General features: G+C 72.9%; 19 protein-coding genes and 1 pseudogene. 14 read left to right on the top strand and 6 right to left on the bottom strand.

Annotation, left to right across the window (positions count from 1 at the left end; translation table 11 throughout):
• Nucleotides 1–85 precede the first annotated feature (85 nt).
• The 3 genes from ACZ51D_RS38300 to ACZ51D_RS38290 all read left to right on the top strand — a co-directional run bounded on the left by ACZ51D_RS38300 (nucleotide 86) and on the right by ACZ51D_RS38290 (nucleotide 2623).
• Complete coding sequence (locus ACZ51D_RS38300; protein ID WP_360506045.1) at nucleotides 86–685, top strand: DUF5998 family protein; 600 nt, start codon at nucleotides 86–88, stop codon at nucleotides 683–685.
• Nucleotides 686–717: 32 nt separating this feature from the next.
• Nucleotides 718–1905, top strand: coding sequence for an alkaline phosphatase family protein (locus ACZ51D_RS38295; protein ID WP_465623130.1), 1188 nt, complete (start codon nucleotides 718–720; stop codon nucleotides 1903–1905).
• A 61-nt stretch (nucleotides 1906–1966) separates the two neighbouring features.
• Nucleotides 1967–2623 carry a thymidine kinase gene (locus tag ACZ51D_RS38290; RefSeq protein WP_360506051.1) on the top strand — a complete coding sequence of 219 codons (657 nt, stop codon included), beginning with the start codon at nucleotides 1967–1969 and terminating at the stop codon, nucleotides 2621–2623.
• A gap of 86 nt (nucleotides 2624–2709) precedes the next feature.
• On the opposite strand, the gene ACZ51D_RS38285 is transcribed toward ACZ51D_RS38290, so the two are convergent.
• Nucleotides 2710–3453 (bottom strand): VOC family protein, encoded by a 744-nt coding sequence (locus ACZ51D_RS38285; protein ID WP_465623239.1) that lies wholly within the window; start codon nucleotides 3451–3453, stop codon nucleotides 2710–2712.
• Between the two features lie 165 nt (nucleotides 3454–3618).
• On the opposite strand from ACZ51D_RS38285, the gene ACZ51D_RS38280 reads away from it, so the two are divergent.
• Nucleotides 3619–4494, top strand: coding sequence for a sulfurtransferase (locus ACZ51D_RS38280; protein WP_465623128.1), 876 nt, complete (start codon nucleotides 3619–3621; stop codon nucleotides 4492–4494).
• Nucleotides 4495–4548: 54 nt separating this feature from the next.
• On the opposite strand, the gene sepH is transcribed toward ACZ51D_RS38280, so the two are convergent.
• On the bottom strand, nucleotides 4549–5628 hold the full coding sequence (sepH, locus tag ACZ51D_RS38275; protein WP_465623126.1) for a septation protein SepH: 1080 nt from the start codon (nucleotides 5626–5628) through the stop codon (nucleotides 4549–4551).
• Nucleotides 5629–6146: 518 nt separating this feature from the next.
• On the opposite strand from sepH, the gene ACZ51D_RS38270 reads away from it, so the two are divergent.
• Entirely contained in the window at nucleotides 6147–6992 is an 846-nt protein-coding gene (locus ACZ51D_RS38270) for a hypothetical protein (RefSeq protein ID WP_465623124.1), read from the top strand.
• 46 nt (nucleotides 6993–7038) lie between these two features.
• Here ACZ51D_RS38270 and ACZ51D_RS38265 read toward each other — a convergent pair whose 3' ends face one another.
• Both ACZ51D_RS38265 and ACZ51D_RS38260 read right to left on the bottom strand, forming a co-directional pair.
• The gene (locus tag ACZ51D_RS38265) at nucleotides 7039–8361 is read right to left on the bottom strand and encodes a D-arabinono-1,4-lactone oxidase (protein WP_465623122.1); all 1323 of its coding nucleotides are present in this window, start codon (nucleotides 8359–8361) and stop codon (nucleotides 7039–7041) included.
• 103 nt (nucleotides 8362–8464) lie between these two features.
• Entirely contained in the window at nucleotides 8465–9721 is a 1257-nt protein-coding gene (locus tag ACZ51D_RS38260; protein ID WP_465664862.1) for an MFS transporter, read from the bottom strand.
• Nucleotides 9722–9857: 136 nt separating this feature from the next.
• Here ACZ51D_RS38260 and ACZ51D_RS38255 point away from each other — a divergent pair, with 136 nt between their 5' ends.
• Both ACZ51D_RS38255 and ACZ51D_RS38250 read left to right on the top strand, forming a co-directional pair.
• A complete protein-coding gene (locus tag ACZ51D_RS38255) occupies nucleotides 9858–11000 on the top strand; it encodes a ferrochelatase (RefSeq protein ID WP_465623118.1) in 1143 nt (380 codons plus the stop codon).
• 42 nt (nucleotides 11001–11042) lie between these two features.
• Complete coding sequence (locus ACZ51D_RS38250; RefSeq protein WP_465623117.1) at nucleotides 11043–11861, top strand: inositol monophosphatase family protein; 819 nt, start codon at nucleotides 11043–11045, stop codon at nucleotides 11859–11861.
• Between the two features lie 167 nt (nucleotides 11862–12028).
• On the opposite strand, the gene ACZ51D_RS38245 is transcribed toward ACZ51D_RS38250, so the two are convergent.
• Nucleotides 12029–12214 carry a hypothetical protein gene (locus ACZ51D_RS38245; RefSeq protein ID WP_030057688.1) on the bottom strand — a complete coding sequence of 62 codons (186 nt, stop codon included), beginning with the start codon at nucleotides 12212–12214 and terminating at the stop codon, nucleotides 12029–12031.
• A 443-nt stretch (nucleotides 12215–12657) separates the two neighbouring features.
• Here ACZ51D_RS38245 and ACZ51D_RS38240 point away from each other — a divergent pair, with 443 nt between their 5' ends.
• From ACZ51D_RS38240 to ACZ51D_RS38225, 4 genes are all read left to right on the top strand, one after another.
• Nucleotides 12658–13311: a response regulator transcription factor gene (locus ACZ51D_RS38240; RefSeq protein ID WP_465664860.1), complete on the top strand. Its 654-nt coding sequence runs from the start codon at nucleotides 12658–12660 to the stop codon at nucleotides 13309–13311.
• Nucleotides 13312–13396: 85 nt separating this feature from the next.
• Nucleotides 13397–14698: a sensor histidine kinase gene (locus ACZ51D_RS38235; protein ID WP_465623115.1), complete on the top strand. Its 1302-nt coding sequence runs from the start codon at nucleotides 13397–13399 to the stop codon at nucleotides 14696–14698.
• 229 nt (nucleotides 14699–14927) lie between these two features.
• Nucleotides 14928–15926 (top strand): acyl-ACP desaturase, encoded by a 999-nt coding sequence (locus ACZ51D_RS38230; protein WP_465664858.1) that lies wholly within the window; start codon nucleotides 14928–14930, stop codon nucleotides 15924–15926.
• 473 nt (nucleotides 15927–16399) lie between these two features.
• Nucleotides 16400–16699: a DUF4193 domain-containing protein gene (locus ACZ51D_RS38225; RefSeq protein WP_030057692.1), complete on the top strand. Its 300-nt coding sequence runs from the start codon at nucleotides 16400–16402 to the stop codon at nucleotides 16697–16699.
• 367 nt (nucleotides 16700–17066) lie between these two features.
• On the opposite strand, the gene ACZ51D_RS38220 is transcribed toward ACZ51D_RS38225, so the two are convergent.
• Entirely contained in the window at nucleotides 17067–17516 is a 450-nt protein-coding gene (locus ACZ51D_RS38220) for a DUF3093 domain-containing protein (RefSeq protein WP_396289671.1), read from the bottom strand.
• 136 nt (nucleotides 17517–17652) lie between these two features.
• Here ACZ51D_RS38220 and ACZ51D_RS38215 point away from each other — a divergent pair, with 136 nt between their 5' ends.
• From ACZ51D_RS38215 to ACZ51D_RS38205, 3 genes and pseudogenes are all read left to right on the top strand, one after another.
• The gene (locus ACZ51D_RS38215) at nucleotides 17653–18231 is read left to right on the top strand and encodes a PaaI family thioesterase (RefSeq protein WP_465664884.1); all 579 of its coding nucleotides are present in this window, start codon (nucleotides 17653–17655) and stop codon (nucleotides 18229–18231) included.
• A pseudogene (gene dut, locus ACZ51D_RS38210) lies at nucleotides 18228–18762 on the top strand (dUTP diphosphatase). The gene ACZ51D_RS38215 and the pseudogene dut overlap by 4 nt, the downstream one beginning before the upstream one ends.
• 2 nt (nucleotides 18763–18764) lie before the next feature.
• On the top strand, nucleotides 18765–19568 hold the full coding sequence (locus ACZ51D_RS38205) for a DUF3710 domain-containing protein (RefSeq protein WP_360506080.1): 804 nt from the start codon (nucleotides 18765–18767) through the stop codon (nucleotides 19566–19568).
• Nucleotides 19569–19842: the final 274 nt, after the last annotated feature.

The following is a 19842-nucleotide window of genomic DNA, read 5'->3' as shown; positions in this document are numbered from 1 at the left end:
TTGGTTGCGCCCTGCCCGGGCGCTGTTGTCCGAAGCTCGGCGCCGTGCCGCCCGCTTCGTCGGCGGACCATGCCAGGATGGAGATATGGCGAAGACCGGTACCACCACCACTCAGGACCTGCGCTCGGCGATCGAGCGCAGCGGCTACTACCCAGCCCTGGTGTCCGAGGCGGTCGAGTCCGCGGTGGGCCCGGAGCCGATCGGCTCCTACCTGGTGCACCAGGAGACGACCTTCGACGCCAACGAGGTCCGCCGGCACGTGACGGTGCTGGTGCTGACCCCGACCCGGTTCGTGGTGAGCCACACCGACGAGCAGTCCGGGGCCGAGGGCAGCCCCTCGGTGCCGTTCGCGACGACCTCGACGGAGAGCGTCCGGCTGGACCGGATCGGCTCGGTCGTGGTGAGCCGGATGGTGGCGAACCCGGAGACGTACACGCCGGGGACGCTTCCGCGCGAGGTCGTGCTGACGATCGGCTGGGGCGCGGTGCAGCGCCTGGACCTGGAGCCGGCCGGCTGCTCGGACCCGAACTGCGAGGCGGACCACGGCTACACGGGCTCGGCGACCGCCGACGATCTCTCGCTGCGGGTGAGTGAGGCCGGTGACGGCCCGGAGACGGTGGCCCAGGCGCTGGTGTTCGCCCGGGCACTGTCCGACGCGACGATCGACAACGGCCCGCGGGTCTGATCGCCGCCACCGAACGCTACGAATCCGGTTCCATGTCCTTCGTTCCTGCCGACGGCTACGACGCCTTCGAGATCCTTGACCCGGCCGCGGCCCCCGCGCCCCCGTACGGCAGCGGTTCGCTGTGCGACCTGCTGCCCTCGGTGGCGGCGGGGCTCGGCGTTCCCGGGTTCACCGCGACGCTGCCCATCGCCCCGGCGGACCGGGTGGTGGTGTTCCTGGTGGACGGCCTGGGTTGGGAGCTGCTGCTTCGCCACCCCGAGTACGCGCCGTTCCTGTCCTCGCTGGCCGGGAGCTCGCTGGGCGGCAGCGGCCGTCCGCTGACCGCGGGCTTCCCGTCCACCACGGCGACCTCGCTGGCCTCGGTCGGCACCGGGACGCCGCCGGGCCTGCACGGCCTGGCCGGGTACACGGTGGCGGTGCCGGGCGCCGGCTACCTGATGAACCAGCTGCGCTGGCAGCCGCCGACCGAGCCGCACGCCTGGCAGCCGTACCCGACGGTCTTCGAGCGGACGCACCAGGCCGGGGTGGCGACCGCGCAGGTCTCGTCCCCGCTGTTCGCGCAGACCCCGCTGACCCGGGTGGCGCTGTCCGGCGGCACCTTCCTCGGCCGCACCACCGGCGAGGAGCGGATGGACCTGGCGGCCTCCTGGCTGGCCGAGCACGACCGGGCGCTGGTGTACACATACGTCAGCGAGCTGGACGGCGCGGGCCACCGTTTCGGGGTGGACTCCGACGAGTGGCGGATGACGCTGGACGCGGTGGACCGGCTGGCCCGCCGGCTGGCCGAGCAGCTGCCGCCGCGTTCGGCGATGTACGTGACGGCCGACCACGGCATGATCGACATCGCGCCGGAGGACCGGATCGACTTCGACGAGGACTGGGAGCTGGGCGCTGGCGTGGCCCTGCTCGGCGGTGAGGGCCGGGCCCGGCACGTGTACGCGGTGCCGGGGGCCGCGGCCGACGTGCACACGGTCTGGAGCGAGGTGCTGGGCGACCGGATGTGGGTCGCCACCCGGGACCAGGCGGTCGCGGCGGGCTGGTTCGGCCCGGCCGTGGACGAGCGGGTGTACGGCCGGATCGGCGACGTGGTCGCCGCGGCGCGCGACGACATCGCGATCGTCGCCTCCCGCAACGAGCCCGGCGAATCCGCGATGATCGGCCTGCACGGCTCGATGACCCCGGTCGAGCAGTTCGTGCCGCTGCTCGAAGTCCGCGGCTGAGCCGCTCCCTTGACTCATCCGTGCCCGAACTCCCCTGATCTGAAAGGCCCCTGCTCCACCCATGGCTGAACTGGTGTTCTTCTCGGGCACGATGGACTGCGGCAAGTCGACGCTGGCGCTGCAGATGGACCACAACCACGCCGCGCGCGGCCGGCAGGGCGTCATCCTCACCCGCAACGACCGGGCGGGCACCGCGACGATCTCCAGCCGGCTGGGCCTGCAGGCCGAGGCGGTCGAGGTGACCGACGACTTCGACTTCCACACGCACGTGGTGCACCGGCTCTCGGCGGGTGGCCGGGTGGACTACCTGATCTGTGACGAGGCGCAGTTCTTCTCCGCCGGGCAGGTCGACCAGCTGGCCCGGGTGGTGGACGAGCTGGACATCGACGTCTACACCTTCGGCATCACCACCGACTTCCGCACCCGGCTGTTCCCGGGCTCGCAGCGGCTGATCGAACTGGCCGACCGGGTGGAGGTGCTGCAGGTCGAGGCGCTGTGCTGGTGCGGGGCGCGGGCGACCCACAACGCCCGTACGGTCGGCGGGGTGATGGTGGTCGAGGGCGCCCAGGTGGTGATCGGCGACATCTCGGTGCGCGACGACGAGGTCGGCTACGAGGTGCTGTGCCGCCGCCACCACCGCCGCCGGCTGACCGCCGCGACGGCCCGCGCTTCGGTGCTCTCCCCGGACGTGCTGCCCTTCGAGGAGCAGCAGGCCTGACCGGCGCCGCAGGCCTGAGCGAGGCTGCAGTCCTGGCCGGGCCTCTGCAGGCCTGACCAAGGCTGCAGACCTGACCGAGAGCAGGCCTAACCGAAGGTCTGCAGCACCGAGAAGTGCCCGCCCTGCGGGTCGGCCAGCCGGGCGGCGCGGCCGCGGGTGGTGTCGTGCGGCTCGACCAGGATCCGGCCGCCGAGCTCCACGGCGTGACGGGCGGTCAGGTCGGCGTCCCGGACGGCGAAGTGGGTGCGCCAGCGCGGCGGGTGGCCGCGCAGGTCGGCGCGGTGCCGGATGCCGGCGACCGCCCGGCCGTGTACGAGCAGCGCGCTCTCGTCCGCACCGGGCCGGACCGGTCGGTCGAGCACGGTGGCGTAGAAGACGGCGGCGCCCTCGGTGTCGGGGGTGAGCAGTTCGGCCCAGGTCGGTCCGCCGTGCTCGGTGCCGGCTTCCCGGCCGAGGTGCTCCTCGCCCTGCCAGAGGCCGAAGACGGCGCCGGACACGTCGGAGGCGATGGCCATCCGGCCGGCGCGCTCGGCCTGCAGCGGCCCGACGGCGACGGTGCCTCCGCATTCGCGGACCAGCTGGGTGGTGCGGTCGGCGTCGTCCACGGCGAAGTAGGTGGTCCACTGCACCGGGAAGCCGGTGGCGGTGGAGAGGCCGAGGCCGGCGACCGGCGCCCCGTCGAGTTCGGCCCGGACGTAGTCGCCGAGCTGGCCGGGTCCTGGGGTGTACGTCCAGCCGAGCAGTACGCCGTAGAAGGCGCGGGCGCCGGCCAGGTCGTCGGTCAGCAGGCTGACCCAGCAGGGCGTGCCCTGGGCCAGTCGGAGTTCCACCGCGGGCAATGCGGGCCTCCTCGTGGGTGGTTGGCGCACGGAAACCTCGGGCGCGAGGGTGATGCTTCCACCCTGGCGGGCGCCCAACCCTCGGGCCGCGCGGAAAATCCGGCAAAGTCCGCACAAAGAGCGGCGGGTCGGCGGTGCTGCGCGACAATGGCCGCCATGACCACCTACAACGACGGTTCCCCGCTGATCTCCGCGGTCGAGCTGGCGGAGGCGCTCGCCTCCGCCCGTCCGCCGGTGCTGCTGGACGTGCGCTACCAGCTGGTCGGTGCCGCGCCGGGCGGCCCGACCGCGGCCGAGGAGTACCGGGCCGGGCACCTGCCCGGCGCCCACTTCGTCGAGCTGGACCGGGACCTCGCGGCCCCGCCCGGTGCCCCCGGCCGGGGCGGGCGCCACCCGCTGCCGGACCCGGAGGAGTTCGGCGCGGCGATGCGCGGCTTCGGGGTGAGCGCCGAGCGCCCGGTCGTGGTGTACGACGGCGCGGCCTCGATGGCGGCGGCCCGCGCCTGGTGGCTGCTGCGCTGGGCCGGGCACCGGGACGTCCGGGTGCTGGACGGCGGCTTCGCGGCCTGGCAGGCGGCGGGGCTGACGGTGACGGCCGAGCTGCCGGAGCCCGCGGAAGGCGACTTCAAGCCGGTGCCCGGCCGGCTGCCGACGGTGGACGCGGACGGCGCCGCGGCCTGGGCGCGCGGCGGTCTGCTGCTGGACGCCCGGTCGGGGGAGCGCTACCGGGGCGAGACGGAGCCGGTGGACCCGCGGGCCGGGCACGTCCCCGGCGCGGTGTCGGCGCCGACGGCCGAGAACGTGGGCCCGGACGGGCGGTTCCGTCCGGCGGCCGAGCTGGCGGCCCGGTTCCGGGCGCTGGGCGCGGGGGAGCGGGAGACCGCGGTGTACTGCGGCTCGGGGGTGACGGCGGCGCACCAGATCCTGGCGCTGGAGGTGGCGGGTCTGCCGGCCACGCTGTACCCGGGGTCGTGGAGCGAGTGGTCGAGCGACCCGGGCCGCCCGGTGGCGGTCACCGACCAGCCGGGCTGAGTCCGGGAACGCCGAAGGGCGGGAGGCCCGGCCTCCCGCCCTTCGGCATCGGTACTACTCCTGCTTCTTGCGCCGGCTGCCGAAGACGATCTCGTCCCAGCTGGGCACGGTGGCCCGGCGCCCGGGCCGGACGCCGTCCGCCTCGGCCTGCCGGTCGGTGGTGCCGACCAGGCGCTCGCGGTGCGGGGCGACGGCGCGCGGCATCAGGATGTCGGCGTAGGCCGAACCCGCGCCGACCGCCGGGGCGGCGGCCGCGGCCGGCTCCTCGCTCTCCTCGGCGACCTCGGCGGGCACCGGCTCGATCGGGGCGGGGCTGCCGACGGCGAGGTCGCCGCGGAAGGCGGGGACCACGTCGAGCAGGCTGGTCAGCGAGTCCCGGGACTCGGCGGTGGCCTCCCGCGATTCGCGGACCTCGCGGGCCGACATGATGCGGTCGGCCGAGGGCCGGTCGATCATCGGGCGGGGCGGCCGGTCCTGGGGGAGCCGGGCGATCCGCGGGATGAACGGGAAGATCGACTCCTCCTCGCGCTCGACGTTCTCGCCGATCAGCGCGCGGGCCTCGTCGTCGTTGGGCTGGACCAGGCGCCGGGGCGGGTCGTACGTCCACGAGGCGCTGCGGCCCTCGCCGTCGGCCCGGTAGGAGAGGATGACCTCCCAGGTGCCGTCGTCGCGGCGCCAGGAGTCCCAGCGCTCGGTGTCCTTCTCGGCGCCGCGCAGCGCGAGCCGCTCGGCGACGGCCTCGCCGAGCTGCGGGCCCGGGGACTCGCCGTTGCGGCGGATGGCGGTCTTGCGGGCGCGCTCGGCCATGAAGGCGCGCTCGGCGAGGACCGGACCCTCGAAGCGACGGACGCGGTCGACGGAGATCCCGGCGGCCTGGGCGACCTCCTCGGCGGAGGCACCGGCTCGTATCCGGGCCTGGATGTCCCGGGGGCGCAGATGGCTCTCGACCTCGATCTCGATCTGGCCGAGGCGCGGCCGGTCGCCGCGGATGGCGGCGCGCAGCCGCTCGTCGATGGGGAGGGTGTACTCCGTGCTGTCGGCAGCCTTGAGCACCAGCCGTGTGCCGTCGTTGCTGACGGCCACAACCCGCAGTTCGGGCACGGTTACCTCCCGGGTGGTGCCTGCCGACGTCACCTGCGTCGCTGCTCCCGTACTGAGTGTGGCCTGCCCGCTCGCGACTGGCCACAACCTTGCTGAGTTCCCCGGCGTGTCGGGCTTACGCCCCGCCACGCCGCTGTGGCACGGTTGCCTTTTTGCCACGCCATCCGTCGACGTCGCGCCTGGGTGTCCCGGCCGTCCTCGCACGCGGAGTGTTCGCGACGATCCGGGACCCGGCGTCGCCGTGCGTGCCTGTTCCGTGGCTCCTCGTCAAGCTGCCGGTGTAGAAGCAGTCGACAAGTCGACCCAAGGCTCAGGCTTTACGAACAGTACTCCATTCGTGGCATCCAAAGGGGCGGCTCGCCGCTCAAGTCTCCCGCGATTCACGGGAATCTCAAGAGCGCGCTCCCCCGATGGCGGACCACCAGTGGGTGAACGGTGATCATCTTCACACAATCCGGGCGCGCAGAACCGCATTTTCGTCCCTTGTGTCCTTCTTTGGGCAAGATGGAGTGGCTTGTTCGAGGAACAGTCGTACGGACCGAGGGATGTTGATGTCGGAGCTGAGCCCCGCCGAGGAGGGCGGCAAGGAGGAGCGCAAGCGGATCGATCTGAGTGTGGCTCAGGTCGCGGCGGGTGCGCTGGCCGCCGTGGTGGGCGCGCTGTTGGCCTCCGAACTGGGCGTGTACGGGACGATCATGGGCGCCGCGGTGGTGAGTGTCGGGGCCACCACCGGCGGCGCTGTGCTCCAGCACGTCTTCAGGCGGACCGGCGAGCAACTGCGCGACGCGGTGGACCGGGGGCCGATCCAGACCGCGAACACGCTGCGCCAGGTGCCGGCGGAGCACGAAGCGCCGCCGCGGCCTTCGGTGATCACCGCGGAGTGGAGCGAGCCGCAGGTGGTGCGGGCGCGCCGGCGGTGGACCTGGAAGACCTACGCGGTGGTGTCCGGGCTGGTGTTCGTGCTGGCGATGACGCCGATCGTGGCGTTCGAACTGGCGACCGGGCAGCCGGTGTCGGCGACGGTCAAGGGCGAGTCCGGCAACGGCACCTCCTTCGGCGGCTCGGTGGCGCCCAAGTCCTCCCAGCCGCAGGACGCTCCGCCGGAGCGGCCGGGCCCGGGCGACAGGCGCGCTCCGGAGGCCACGCCGTCCGGCGGCGCCTCGGCCCCGGCGACGACGCGGCCGAGCCGGGAGCCGAGCGGCACCCCTGGTACCGGCCCGGGTACGGCTTCGCCCTCGGCGAGTCCGAGCGCGACCCCGTCGGCCGGTTCCTCCCCGTCGGCGGGGGGCGGGAAGCCCACCGGCGAGGCCACGACGCAGCCGCCCGTGCCGGGGAACGAGCCGACGGGGTCGACGACGGTGGCCCCGCCGCCGGCGGCCGGGACCCCGGCGAACTGACGAGCCCGGGCGGACCGGCGAGTCCGGGCGGACCGGGCCCCGTGGATCAGGCCCCCAGCACCCGGCGCAGGTAGTCGTTGCCGAAGATCCGCTGCGGGTCGACCTCGTCGCGCAGGGCGGTGAAGTCGCCGAAGTGCGGGTAGACGCCGGCCAGGTACTCGGCGTCGCGGGTGTGCAGCTTGCCCCAGTGCGGGCGGCCCTGATGGGCGGTCATCAGCTGTTCGACGCCGGTGAAGTAGCCCTGGTCGGCGGTGCCCCGGTAGAGGTGGACGGCGATGTAGGCGCTGTCCCGGCCGGAGGCGGTGGAGAGCCAGAGGTCGTCGGCGGGGGCGAAGCGCACCTCGACCGGGAAGCTGACCTTCCAGTCGGAGCGTTCGATCAGGGCCTTCAGCTCGCGCAGCACCTCGCCGACGGCCGCGCGTGGCACCGCGTACTCCATCTCCACGAAGCGGACCTTGCGCGGGCTGGTGAACACCCGGTACGCGGTGTCGGTGTAGCTGCGGTCGGACCAGGCGCGGCTGGCCAGCGCGGCGATCGAGGGGATCGAGCCGGGGAAGCGCCGGCCGACCCGGCAGGCGCCCTCCCAGACGGTGTTGGAGAGGAAGTCGTCCTCCAGCCACCCCTTGAACCGGGGCAGCGGGGCGGCCGGGCCCTGGCTGCGGTTGTTGCGCTTGGTGGAGCAGCGGTCGGTGTGCGGGAACCAGTAGAACTCGAAGTGCTCGTTGACGGCGGCGAGGTCGTCGAGGCGCTCCAGCACCTCGTCGAACGCCATCGGCTGCTCGTGCGCGGTGAGCAGGAAGGCCGGTTCGACGCCGAAGGTGAGCGCGGTGATCACGCCGAGGGCGCCGAGGCCGAGCCGGGCGCCCTGGAAGAGCCGGGGGTTCTCGGTGGGGGAGCAGCGCTTGAGGGAGCCGTCGGCGAGGACGATCTCCAGCGCGCGGATCTGGGCGGCGAGCGAGCCGGAGTCGCGGCCGGTGCCGTGGGTGCCGGTGCTGGTGGCGCCGGCGACGGTCTGGACCTCGATGTCGCCCATGTTGGTGAGGGAGAGGCCCTCGGTAGCGAGGACCCGGTTGAGTCGGTGCAGCGGGAGGCCGGACTCGACGGTGATGGTGCCCGCCTCGCGGTCGATCTCGCGGATGGCGGTGAGCGCGTGCGGGCGGATCTGGACGCCGTCGCCGGCGGAGGCGATCGAGGTGAAGGAGTGGCCGGAGCCGACGGCCTTGACGGTACGGCCCTGCTCGGCGGCGCGCAGGATCTCCTTGGCCAGTTCCTCCGCGGTGCCGGGGGCGGCGGCCCGGGCGGGCTCGGCGCTCTGGTTGCCGGCCCAGTTGGTCCACCGGGTGCGGGTCGCGGTACTGGCCTGGGGCATTGCGCTGCCTCCTGCTCCGTGGCACCGGGGTCGGCGCGGTCCGGGACGGCGCGGCCGCCCTACCCGCGGGTAGGGCCACGGGTAGGGCGAGAGATTAGTCAGTTCACCGTTCGGCGTCTACGGGTCGATCGGCGTCCGCGGCGGGCTGCTCGGCGGCCAGTCCGGCGCGCAGCCGGCCGAGTCCGCCCAGTGCGGCGACCACGCCGAGCATGCCGGCGGCCAGCGGTACCCAGTAGCCGGCGGCGGCACCGGAGGCGTCCACCACCCAGCCGCCGGCCGAGGAGCCGACCGCGACGCCCAGGGCGAGGCCGGTGGTCGTCCAGGTCATGCCCTCGGTCAGCTGGGACGCCGGCACGAGCCGCTCGACCAGGGCCATCGCGCTGATCAGGGTGGGGGAGATGGCGATGCCCGCGACCAGCAGGGCGCCGCCGACCGCGGCCAGCCCGCCGACGCCGTGCACCGCGTGGGCGACCAGCAGCAGCGGCACCATGCTGACGGCCATGAACACCACGCCGAGGAAGAAGCGGGCGGCCAGCGAGCCGGTGAGCTTGAGGGTGCCGTAGACCACGCCGGCCAGGCAGGAGCCGAGCGCCCACAGGGCGAGGATCACGCTGGAGATCGACTTGTGGCCCTGGGCCTCGGAGAAGGCGACGGTGACGACCTCGACCGAGCCGAAGATCGCGCCGGTGGCGACGAAGGTCAGGATCAGCACCTGGAGGCCGTGGTTGAGGATGACCGAGTGGCCGTCGTGCCGGGCGGTCGGGTGGACCGGCGGCTCGGTGGAGCGCTGTCCGGCGAACAGCAGGACGCCGACGGCGAGGAAGATCCCGGCGAGCAGCACGCCGGCCTCGGGGAAGACGGAGGTGGCCAGCCCGATGGAGAGGATCGGACCGACGATGAAGCAGACCTCGTCGACGACGGCCTCGAAGGAGTACGCGGTGTGCAGCTTGGGGGCGTCGTCGCGGTAGAGGTGGGCCCAGCGGGCGCGGACCATCGCGCCGGTGCTCGGCATGACGCCCATGCCGGCCGCGAAGACGAACAGCGTCCAGTCCGGGGCCTTCAGTCGGGCGCAGAGCAGCAGGCCGACGACGGCGGCGATGGTGAGCGCCATGGCCGGGATGATGATCTTGCGCTGGCCCAGCCGGTCCACCAGCCGGGAGACCTGGGGGCCGAGGACGGCGGCGGAGATCGCCAGGGTGGCCGAGACCAGGCCCGCGACACCGTACGAGCCCCTCAGCTGGGAGAGCATGGTCACGATGCCGATGCCGGTCATGGAGATCGGTAGCCGGGAGACGAAACCGGTGGTGGAGAAGGCCAGAGTGCCGGGGGAGGCGAATATCCGGCGGTAGCTGGACAGCACGGGAGAACTCCGGACGGGGGTGGGGTAAGGAACAAGGCAGGTGAACACAGCTTACGTACGTTGGCAAACGGTATTTTCCGGACACCTGCGCGGCCCCGGCGACAGCGCCCGGCCCCTCAGTGGCAGGATCGGTGCCATGTCCGACGCGCGCAAACCCTCCCCCTCCGGCGCCGCTCCGTACGACGCCCTGCTGCTCCTGTCCTTCGGCGGGCCCGAGGGCCCCGAGGAGGTCGTCCCCTTCCTGGAGAACGTCACCCGCGGCCGCGGCATCCCCAAGGAGCGGCTGAAGGAGGTGGGCAAGCACTACTTCATGTTCGGCGGGGTCAGCCCGATCAACGAGCAGAACCGCGAACTGCTCGCCGCGCTGCGCAAGGACTTCGCCGAGCACGGGCTTGACCTGCCGGTCTACTGGGGCAACCGGAACTGGGCGCCCTACCTGGTCGACGCCCTGCGGGAGATCGCCGCCGACGGCCACCGCCGGATCGCCGTGCTCGCCACCAGCGCCTACGCCGGCTACTCGGGCTGCCGCCAGTACCGGGAGAACCTCGCCGACGCGCTGACCGCCCTGGCCGAGGAGGGTGTGCCCGCCCTGAGGGTCGACAAGCTGCGGCACTTCTACAACCACCCCGGTTTCGTCGAGCCGATGATCGACGCCACCGTGGCCGCGCTGGCCGAGCTGCCCGCCGGGGTACGGGACGGCGCCCGGCTGGCGTTCACCACCCACTCCATCCCGGACGCCATGGCCGAGTCCTCCGGCGCCCCGGACGACCCGGCCCGCGGCACCCCGGGCGGCGCGTACGTCGCCCAGCACCTGGACGTGGCCCGGCTGATCGCCGCCGCCGTCGCCGAGCGCACCGGCGTCGCCGACCGACCCTGGGAACTGGTGTTCCAGAGCCGCAGCGGCGCCCCGCACACCCCGTGGCTGGAACCCGACATCTGCGACCACCTGGAGGCCCGGCGGGCCGAGGGCGCGCCCGCCGTGGTGATGGTCCCGATCGGCTTCGTCTCCGACCACATGGAGGTCAAGTACGACCTCGACACCGAGGCGGTCGCCAAGGCCGCCGAACTCGGCCTGCCAGTGGCCCGCGCCGCCACCGTCGGCGCCGACCCCCGGTTCACCGCCGCTGTCCGCGACCTGGTCCTGGAGCGGGCCGCCACCGAGCGCGGCGAGGGCGTGACCCGCTGCGCCCTCGGCGCGCTCGGCCCCAGCCACGACGTGTGCGCGATCGCCTGCTGCCCCAACCCGCGCGCCCCGCGCCCGGCCGCCGCCGAGCACTGACCGCCCGTCCCGCCGCTCACCGCCGCCCCGGAGGAGAATCCCGTGACCGCCCCCGCCCAGCCCGACGACCGGCTCCTCGACGACCTGCTGGACGTCGCCCTGGACGCGGCCCGGCAGGCCGGCGTCCTGCTGCGCGACGGCCGCCCCGCCGACCTCGGCGTGGCCGGCACCAAGAGCAGCCCGGTCGACGTGGTCACCGAGATGGACCTCGCCTCCGAGAAGCTCCTGCTGGAGCTGATCACCGACCGCCGCCCGACCGACGGCTACCTCGGCGAGGAGGGCGCCGAACGGTCCGGCACCAGCGGGGTCCGCTGGGTCGTGGACCCGCTCGACGGCACGGTCAACTACCTGTACGGACTGCCCTCCTGGGCGGTCAGCGTGGCCGCCGAGCTGGACGGCCGGGCGGTCGTCGGCGTGGTGTTCGCCCCGGCGCGCGACGAACTGTTCCACGCCGTCCTGGGCCGCGGCGCCCGGCTGAACGGCCGGCCGCTCTCGGCCCGCCCCGCCCCGCCGTGGGGCCAGGCGCTGATCGCCACCGGCTTCAACTACGTCCGGTCGGTGCGGGTGCGCCAGGCCGAGGTGCTGCTGGCGCTGATGCCCGAGGTGCGGGACATCCGCCGGGGCGGGGCGGCCGCGGTCGACCTGTGCGACGTCGCCGCCGGGCGGCTGGACGGCTACTACGAGCGCGGCCTCGCCCCCTGGGACCGCGCGGCCGGCTGTCTGATCGCCGCCGAGGCCGGCGCGCTGACCGGCGGCCGCCCCGGGCACGGCCCGGACGGCGAGCTGACCGTGGCCGCCGCCCCGGGCGTGTACGAGCCGCTGCAGGAACGCCTGGCCACGCTGCGCGCCTGGGCGGACTGACCGGTTCCGGCCCGGCCGGGCGGGTTCGCACGCCCGGGACCGCGGCTCGGCCCCGGGCATGCGAAGAGCCCTGGCATACGGGGGATGCCAGGGCCTGGGGTTTCGCACGGCCCCCGCAGGGCCGCAGGTGCCGGAGGACCGGCGACGGGTCGGTGGTGCCGGACGGGTCAGGCAGCGGTGCGGTGGCGCTCCAGCACCGTGTCCACGCCGTGCTCGGCGGCGAGTCGGCGGAGGTCGTCCAGCTCGGACTGCTCCACCTCGGCGAGGAACTCGTCCCCGGCCTCGATCGCGCGGTGCAGGTCCTGCTCGGCGTTGGCTATGCGCTGCAGGATTCCGGCCTTGAAGGCGTCCATACGGGCCCCCTTACTGTGTCGGACGTGCACGGTCGTGCGTTCTCCGCCCTGAGGAAGGTCCAGCCGGTGAAAGCGCCCCGGCCGGCAGTGGTGGATCGCCGGTCGGACGCGGAGACGGCCTTCGGCCGCTCCCGGTGATGTCCCAGCCCCAGGGCCGGCGCGGATGAACGCACGGCGGGTGGGTGCGACCGGCCAAGGGCCAGATCGCGGGTGTGCAGCTGTCCTCCCCGCCGGGGCGGCCGGGAAACCTCCCGGCGAAAGAAAGTTGCCCGTGTCACAGTCCAAGCGGAGTGGTGCCGACACGAACGGTCATCGCCGCGGACCCGGACCCCGTGCCCGAGGGGCAGCTTATCGCTGCTTTACCGCAGGACCAGGCAGGATGGAGCCACCGTCGGAGCCGTGCGTCCGCTTTCCGGGGCCGGCCTGGAGAAGGGACAACGACCGTGCGGGTTCTCGTCGTCGAGGACGAGCAGCTGCTTGCCGAGGCCGTCGCGACCGGCCTGCGCCGCGAGGCGATGGCTGTCGACGTGGTGTACGACGGGGAGGCCGCGCTCCAGCGCATCGCGGTCAACGACTACGACGTGGTGGTCCTGGACCGCGACCTTCCGCTGGTCCACGGCGACGACGTCTGCCGCAAGGTGGTCGAGCAGGGCCTCGCGACCCGGGTGATCATGCTGACCGCCTCCGGCGACATCAGCGACCGGGTCGAGGGCCTGGAGCTCGGCGCGGACGACTACCTTCCGAAGCCGTTCGCCTTCAGCGAACTCGTCGCCCGGGTCAGGGCGCTGGGCCGCCGCGCGACCGTTCCGCTGCCCCCGGTGCTCGAACGCGCCGGCATCTCGGTCGACCCCGGTCGGCGCGAGGTGATCCGCGACGGCCGCACCGTCCAACTCGCCCCCAAGGAGTTTGCCGTCCTGGAGGTGCTCATGCGGGCCGGCGGCGCCGTCGTCTCCGCCGAGCAGCTGCTGGAGAAGGCCTGGGACGAGCACACCGACCCGTTCACCAACGTCGTGCGCGTCACCGTGATGACGCTGCGCCGCAAGCTCGGCGACCCGCCGGTGATCGTCACCGTGCCGGGCTCCGGCTACCGGATCTGACCCCGGGATCCCTTCGACGAAGGGCCCGGATCCCGGGAATCCACCACCCCGCGCCCGCCCCGGCGGACGCCCCGAGAGGACGATCATGACCACCCCGCCCCCGGCCGGCGGGCCCTCCGGCGCGCCCGCCGGCGGCCCGCGCGCCGTACCGCCCAAGCCTCTGCACCCGCCGCGCTCGGCCCGGTCGAACCAGACCTACGTCCCCGGCGACGGCGTGCTCGCCTGGCTGCCCTTCCGCCCCACCATCCGGATGCGGCTCACCCTGCTCTACGGCGGGATGTTCCTGATGGCCGGCGTCGTGCTGCTGCTGGTGATGTACTTCTTCGTCCAGCAGGCCCTGCAGGAGGTCGGCCAGCCGCACCTGGTGCTCAACGGACCGGGCATCTCGGTGCGGACCCCGGACAACCTCACCCTCAACAGCCAGTCCGCGCTCGACCAGTGGCTGAACGACTACAAGGCCTACCAGGCCAGCCAGGCGCTCAACACCCTGCTGCGCAAGCTGCTGACCGTCCTGGTCTGCCTCGCCGTGATCGCCTTCGCGGCCGGCTACGCGATGGCCGGCCGGGTGCTGCGCCCGCTCGGCCGGATCACCCGCACCGCCCGCGACGTCGCCTCCTCCGACCTGCACCGCCGGATCGAGCTGGACGGGCCGGACGACGAGCTCAAGGAGCTCGCCGACACCTTCGACGACATGCTGGACCGGCTGGACCGCTCCTTCGACTCCCAGCGCCGTTTCGTCGCCAACGCCTCGCACGAGCTGCGCACGCCGCTGGCGATCAACCGCACCCTGCTGGAGGTCCAGCTCTCCGACCCGGCCGCCTCCCCCGACCTGCAGCAGCTGGGCAAGACCCTGCTGGCCACCAACGAGCGCAGCGAGCAGCTGGTCGAGGGCCTGCTGCTGCTCGCCCGCAGCGAGAACGAGCTGACCGACCGCCGCCCGGTGGAGCTGTCCGAGGTGGCCACCCGGGCGCTGGAGCAGACCCGGGCCGAGGCGGACAAGCGCGAGGTCGAGCTGCGCTCGAAGCTCGATCCGGCCGTGGTCGCGGGCAACGGCGTGCTGCTGGAGCGGCTCGCGCTCAACCTGCTGCAGAACGCGGTCCGGTACAACACCCCGGGCGGCTGGGTCGAGCTGGCCACCGCCGAGGTGCCGGGCGGCGGCGAGCTGGTGGTCTCCAACACCGGCCCGATGGTGCCGGGGTACGAACTGGAACACATCTTCGAGCCGTTCCGCCGGGTCAAGGGCGCCGACCGCACCCGCAGCGACAAGGGGGTCGGGCTGGGTCTGTCCATCGTCCGCTCGGTCGTGCGCGCCCACGGCGGCACCATCGAGGCCACCCCGCGCGCCGGCGGCGGCCTCACCATGCGGGTTCGCATCCCCTCGCCGTAGGCAGACCGGCTGCCGTCGGCTCGTGGAACAGCAAGCCGCCCCCGTCAGGCCCGTCAAGACGACATAAGGCCTGGCGGGGGCGGCTTGTCTTTTGCGGCCCCAGCAACTTACGGTGTCGTAACCTACGCAACCGTAAGTGCGAGTCCGCCGGCGCCCCCGCCGGAGTCCGCACGACGTGTGCCCGCCCAACGCGCCGGTCCCCGCGCGTGCCGTCCCCCAGGAGCAAACCGTGACCATCGCCCCTGTGCAGCGCAGCACCGTGCAGAGCAGCACCTCGCTCGGATCGAGCGGCTGGACCGACGCGCGGCTGATCCTGGCCCTCGAGGAGGTCGTGGAGAAGGAACTCGACCGCCACCTGAGCGTCGCCAAGGAGTGGATGCCGCACGAGTTCGTCCCGTGGAGCCAGGGCCGCGACTTCGACGGCGTGCTGGGCGGTGAGGCCTGGTCGGTCGAGCAGTCGCAGGTGACCGCGCTGGGCCGGGTGTCGCTGGTGGTGAACCTGCTGACCGAGGACAACCTCCCCAGCTACCACCACGAGATCGCCAGCATGTTCGGCCGCGAGGGCGCCTGGGGCACCTGGGTGCACCGCTGGACGGCCGAGGAGGGCCGCCACGGCATAGCCATCCGCGACTACCTGCTCGCCACCCGGGCCGTCGACCCGGTGGAGCTGGAGCGGGCCCGGATGAGCCACATGTCCGAGGGCTTCGAGTCCGACAACGCGCACAGCATGCTGCAGTCGGTCGCGTACGTGGCCTTCCAGGAGCTCGCCACCCGCATCGCGCACCGCAACACCGGCAAGTACGCCGGCGACCCGCTGTGCGAGCAGCTCCTGGCGAAGGTCGCCAACGACGAGAACCTGCACATGGTCTTCTACCGGAACCTGCTGAAGGCCGCCCTGGAGATCGCCCCCGACCAGGCCATGCGGGCCATCGCCGACGTGGTCACCGACTTCCGGATGCCCGGCCACGGCATCCCCGGCTTCGAGCGCGCCGCCGCGCAGATCGCCCTCGGCGGGGTGTACAACCTGCGCATCCACCACGACGACGTGCTGCAGCCGGTGCTGCGCCACCTCAAGGTGATGGAGATCGGCGGCCTCGGCCCGGAGGGGGTGCTGGCGCAGAACGAGCTGGGCGTCTTCCTGGACGGGCTGGACTCGCAGGCGCGGAGGTTCGAGGAGCGCCAGGCGGCGATCATGGCGCGTCGGGCGGCCCGGCGGAGCGCGGAGTAGGGTGCTCCCGCAGGCGGTCGGAGTGGGTGGATTTTCCGTGGTTTGCCCCGGAAGATTCTGAACGTGACCAAGCTCACACCGTGTCGCTCCATGGTTTCGGCCAACCCCGGAGAGTGATCACCCGTTCGGGGGTGTAGATCGCCGTCCGTGACCGGATTTCGCCCCCGGGCGGATCCGCCGGATCGGTCGTCATCCCTGAGAGGCAAGGGATTCGGCGGGTACCCGCACCTCCGGTGCTCACTGTGCGTGGCTGGCTCACCGGGCCCGGGAAGGGTCGGCGATGGCCCAGCGTGAGGCCTTTTGCGGCCCCGAGGATCACCCCGATGGACCCCGGGCTGAGTGTCGATTGAGTAACAGGGCTTGAAGTAAGGCAAAATCTCCGCCTCGGGTCGGGCACAAGACCGGCCCCCCATGCGTTACGTGCGCTGGAGATACCCGCACACACCGCACAACCCGGAGGGGGAGAGCGACAAATGGCAACCGACTACGACACCCCACGCAAGACTGACGACGAGCTCAACGAAGACAGCATCGAGGAGCTCAAGGCTCGGCGGAACGACAAGGGCGGCGGCTCTGTCGACGTCGACGAGTTCGACGCCGCCGAAGGCATGGAGCTCCCCGGCGCCGACCTCTCGAACGAGGAGCTCGCCGTCCGGGTGCTGCCGAAGCAGGCGGACGAGTTCACCTGCATGAGCTGCTTCCTGGTCCACCACCGCAGCCAGCTCTACAGCGAGAAGAACGGCAACCCGATCTGCCGGGACTGCGGCGCCTGAGCACCGCGGCAGACAGGGCCCGGTGCCCGCGGCTCCCGCGGGACCGGCACACCGCTCCTTCCGGCCCCGGGCAGCGGGGCCGGACGGCAGTTTCGGAGCCCGTCCGAACGGACGGGCCCGGCAGGACGGAGTCGGCCGACGCGTCGGCCGGCACAAAGTCGTAGGGACGGTCCCGCAGCAGCGGAACCGTCCCTCTCCGTTTTCCGGTCCTCGGACCCTTCAGGTTTCCGGTCCTTGGACCCTTCAGGTTTCCGGTCCTCGGACCCTTCAGGTTTCCGGTCCTCGGACCCTTCAGGGCCTCCCAGGGCCTCCCAGGATCTGTCAGGACCTGTCACACGACCCTTCGGGGCCCTCGCGGCCCGCGCGCTCAGGTACGGGCGCCGCGCCGGGCCTCCTCCAGCGCCTCCGCCAGCTTCATCGGCGAGCGGGTCGACAGATAGAGATACGGCGTCGGGTCGGCCGGATCGCTCACCTCGACCCGCAGCGCCGTCGGGACGTAGCTGCGCAGCAGCATGAAGGCGCGCGGATCGGCCTTCGGACCGCGCCAGGCCGCCGCCTCGGCGGGGCTCAACGCCTGCGCGGCGCCGAGCGCGTCCACCGGGATCCGGGCCGGTCCGGCCACCAGCGAGCCCTGGACCACACGGATCCGGGCCGAGCCGTAGCTGCTGATCCCGACCGCGCCGGCAGCGATGCCGACCACCAGCCCGACCAGCGCGGCCGGGCCGCTGACCCGGATCAGGATCAGCGCGAGCGTGAGGCCCACCGCGACCGGGAGCAGCCACCAGGAGCGCGGCACCGTGAGGCGTTCGTCGTACATGCCCTCCATTGTGGGCGCCCTGACGCCTGGCGCGGGACGCCACCCCCACCGGGGGCCTACCTACCCCTGAGTAGGGTTGGGCTCCGTGACCGGTACGACAGCCCCCACCACTCCCACCGACCGGCCGGCGCCCGCGGTGCCGCCGTCCCCGACCACCCCGCCGCCGGACGCCGTCCTGCCGCCGCGCGCCCCCGAGGCACCGGCCCCCGGCACCCGGCTCGGCTCCCACTACGAGCACTGCTTCGGCTGCGGCCCGCAGCACCCCGGCGGCCTGCGGATCGACGCGATCGCCGGCGAGGGACTCGACGTCACGGCCGAGTTCACCGTCCGGGACGTCCACCAGGGCGGCCCCGGGCTGGCCCACGGCGGCGTGCTGACGACCGCCATGGACGAGACCCTTGGCACGCTCAACTGGCTCCTGCACGCCCCCGCCGTGACCGGCCGGCTGGAGACCGACTTCCTCTGCCCGGTGCCCGTCGACTCGGTGCTGCACCTGCGCGCCTGGGTCACCGGCGTGCACGGCCGCAAGATCTACAGCGCCGCCGAGGCGCGGATCGGCGGGCCGGACGGACCGGTCGCCGTGCGTGCTCAGGCGCTCTTCATCCAGGTGAAGCTGGAACACTTCACCACGCACGGTCGAGCCGAGGACGTCGGAAAGGTCCTCGACGACCCGGATCTGATGAAGCGCGCACGAGCCTTTGAGGTGAACCCTTGAGTGACACCCCCCGCCCGCAGCTGGACGTCCTGATCAAGCGCATCGACCCCGAGCTGCCGCTGCCCGCGTACGCGCAGCCCGGGGACGCCGGCGCCGATCTGCGCACCACCGTCGATGCCGAGCTGGCCCCCGGCGAGCGGGCGGTCCTGCCGACCGGCATCGCCGTCGCCCTCCCGGACGGCTACGCGGCCTTCGTCCACCCCCGGTCCGGGCTCGCAGCTCGTTGCGGAGTTGCTCTCGTGAACGCCCCGGGGACCGTCGATGCCGGGTACCGTGGAGAGATCAAGGTGATCGTCGTCAATCTGGACCCGCACGAGGGGGTCAGCTTCCGCCGAGGGGACCGGATCGCCCAGCTGGTGATCCAGCAGGTCGAGAAGGCCCGCTTCCACGAGGTGGAGGAGCTGCCTGGGTCGGCACGCGCCGAGGGCGGGTTCGGGTCGACCGGCGGCCATGCCGCGGTCTAGCATTCCCGCGGCCTCGCAGGAAGCCGAGCAGGTATTCGCATCGGTCTTGGACCGGGAAGGACAGTGACCGTGTTCCGTCGTCGCCAGAAGAGCGAGGACGCTGTCGAGCAGCTCGCCGACGACGCCATCAGCGCCGACGAGACGGCCGATGACGTCGAAGGTTCCGCCGAGAGCGAGAACGTGACCGAGCTGGACCCGGCCGACAGGGTCGGCCTGCCGCCGGCCCCCCGGCCGGACGGTCCGTGGGACCACTCGGAGCTGGAGAACCCCGAGGAGGGACGAGTCGACCTCGGGGGTCTGCTGGTCCCCGGTGTCGAGGGAATGGAACTGCGCGTCGAGGTCGCCGGTGACGCGATCGTGGCCGCCACCCTCGTGCTCGGCAACAGCGCCATCCAGCTCCAGGCCTTCGCGGCCCCGAAGTCCGAGGGCATCTGGGGGGAGGTCCGCGAGGAGATCGCCAACGGCATCACCTCGCAGGGCGGCCTCATCGAGGAGGAGGAGGGCCCGCTCGGCTGGCACCTCCGTGCCCAGGTTCCGGTGCAGCTGCCCGACGGCACCCAGGGTGTCCAGCTGGTGCGGTTCGTCGGCTGCGACGGTCCGCGCTGGTTCCTGCGCGGCGTGATCTCGGGTCAGGCTGCGGTGCAGCCGGAGATGGCCGGGATCCTGGAGCAGGTCTTCCGCCAGACGGTCGTCGTCCGTGGCGAGTCCCCGATGGCTCCCCGCGACCCGATCGTGCTGAAGCTTCCCGAGGACGCCCAGATGGTGGCCGACGGTGGCGGGGCGGCCGCCACCGCCGGCGAGGGCGACAACCGCTTCGGCGGCGCCTCGATCGACCCGTTCGCGCGCGGTCCGGAGATCACCGAGGTTCGCTGATCGGTCCGTGATCGGCCCTGATCGCCCCTGCCCGGGACCCCGGGCAGGGGCGATTTGCATGTGGCGGGCCCGTCCCCGTACAGTTCCGGAGTCGCCGCGGGAGACCGGGGCGGCAAAGCGGAAAGCAAATCCGATGAATGAAACTCCGGAAAACGGAGCGGAAAACATCTGATAAGCTTGAAACACGAAAGAACGAAGCCCGGAGGGTCCGCTGGAAGGCGGTCCGAAGGAAGCGTCCGTTCCTTGAGAACTCAACAGCGTGCCAAAAGTCAAC

Source organism: Kitasatospora sp. NPDC033851, assembly GCF_055576085.1.
This window is presented reverse-complemented; position numbering and strand designations above follow the sequence as displayed.

Coding starts and splice junctions, on each gene's coding strand:
- ACZ51D_RS38270 (WP_465623124.1), top strand. CDS start 6,147: ATGTCGGAGCTGAGCCCCGCCGAGGAGGGCGGCAAGGAGGAGCGCAAG.
- ACZ51D_RS38290 (WP_360506051.1), top strand. CDS start 1,967: ATGGCTGAACTGGTGTTCTTCTCGGGCACGATGGACTGCGGCAAGTCG.
- ACZ51D_RS38220 (WP_396289671.1), bottom strand. CDS start 17,516: ATGTACGACGAACGCCTCACGGTGCCGCGCTCCTGGTGGCTGCTCCCG.
- ACZ51D_RS38265 (WP_465623122.1), bottom strand. CDS start 8,361: ATGCCCCAGGCCAGTACCGCGACCCGCACCCGGTGGACCAACTGGGCC.
- ACZ51D_RS38280 (WP_465623128.1), top strand. CDS start 3,619: ATGACCACCTACAACGACGGTTCCCCGCTGATCTCCGCGGTCGAGCTG.
- ACZ51D_RS38300 (WP_360506045.1), top strand. CDS start 86: ATGGCGAAGACCGGTACCACCACCACTCAGGACCTGCGCTCGGCGATC.
- ACZ51D_RS38295 (WP_465623130.1), top strand. CDS start 718: ATGTCCTTCGTTCCTGCCGACGGCTACGACGCCTTCGAGATCCTTGAC.
- ACZ51D_RS38225 (WP_030057692.1), top strand. CDS start 16,400: ATGGCAACCGACTACGACACCCCACGCAAGACTGACGACGAGCTCAAC.
- ACZ51D_RS38235 (WP_465623115.1), top strand. CDS start 13,397: ATGACCACCCCGCCCCCGGCCGGCGGGCCCTCCGGCGCGCCCGCCGGC.
- ACZ51D_RS38245 (WP_030057688.1), bottom strand. CDS start 12,214: ATGGACGCCTTCAAGGCCGGAATCCTGCAGCGCATAGCCAACGCCGAG.
- ACZ51D_RS38255 (WP_465623118.1), top strand. CDS start 9,858: ATGTCCGACGCGCGCAAACCCTCCCCCTCCGGCGCCGCTCCGTACGAC.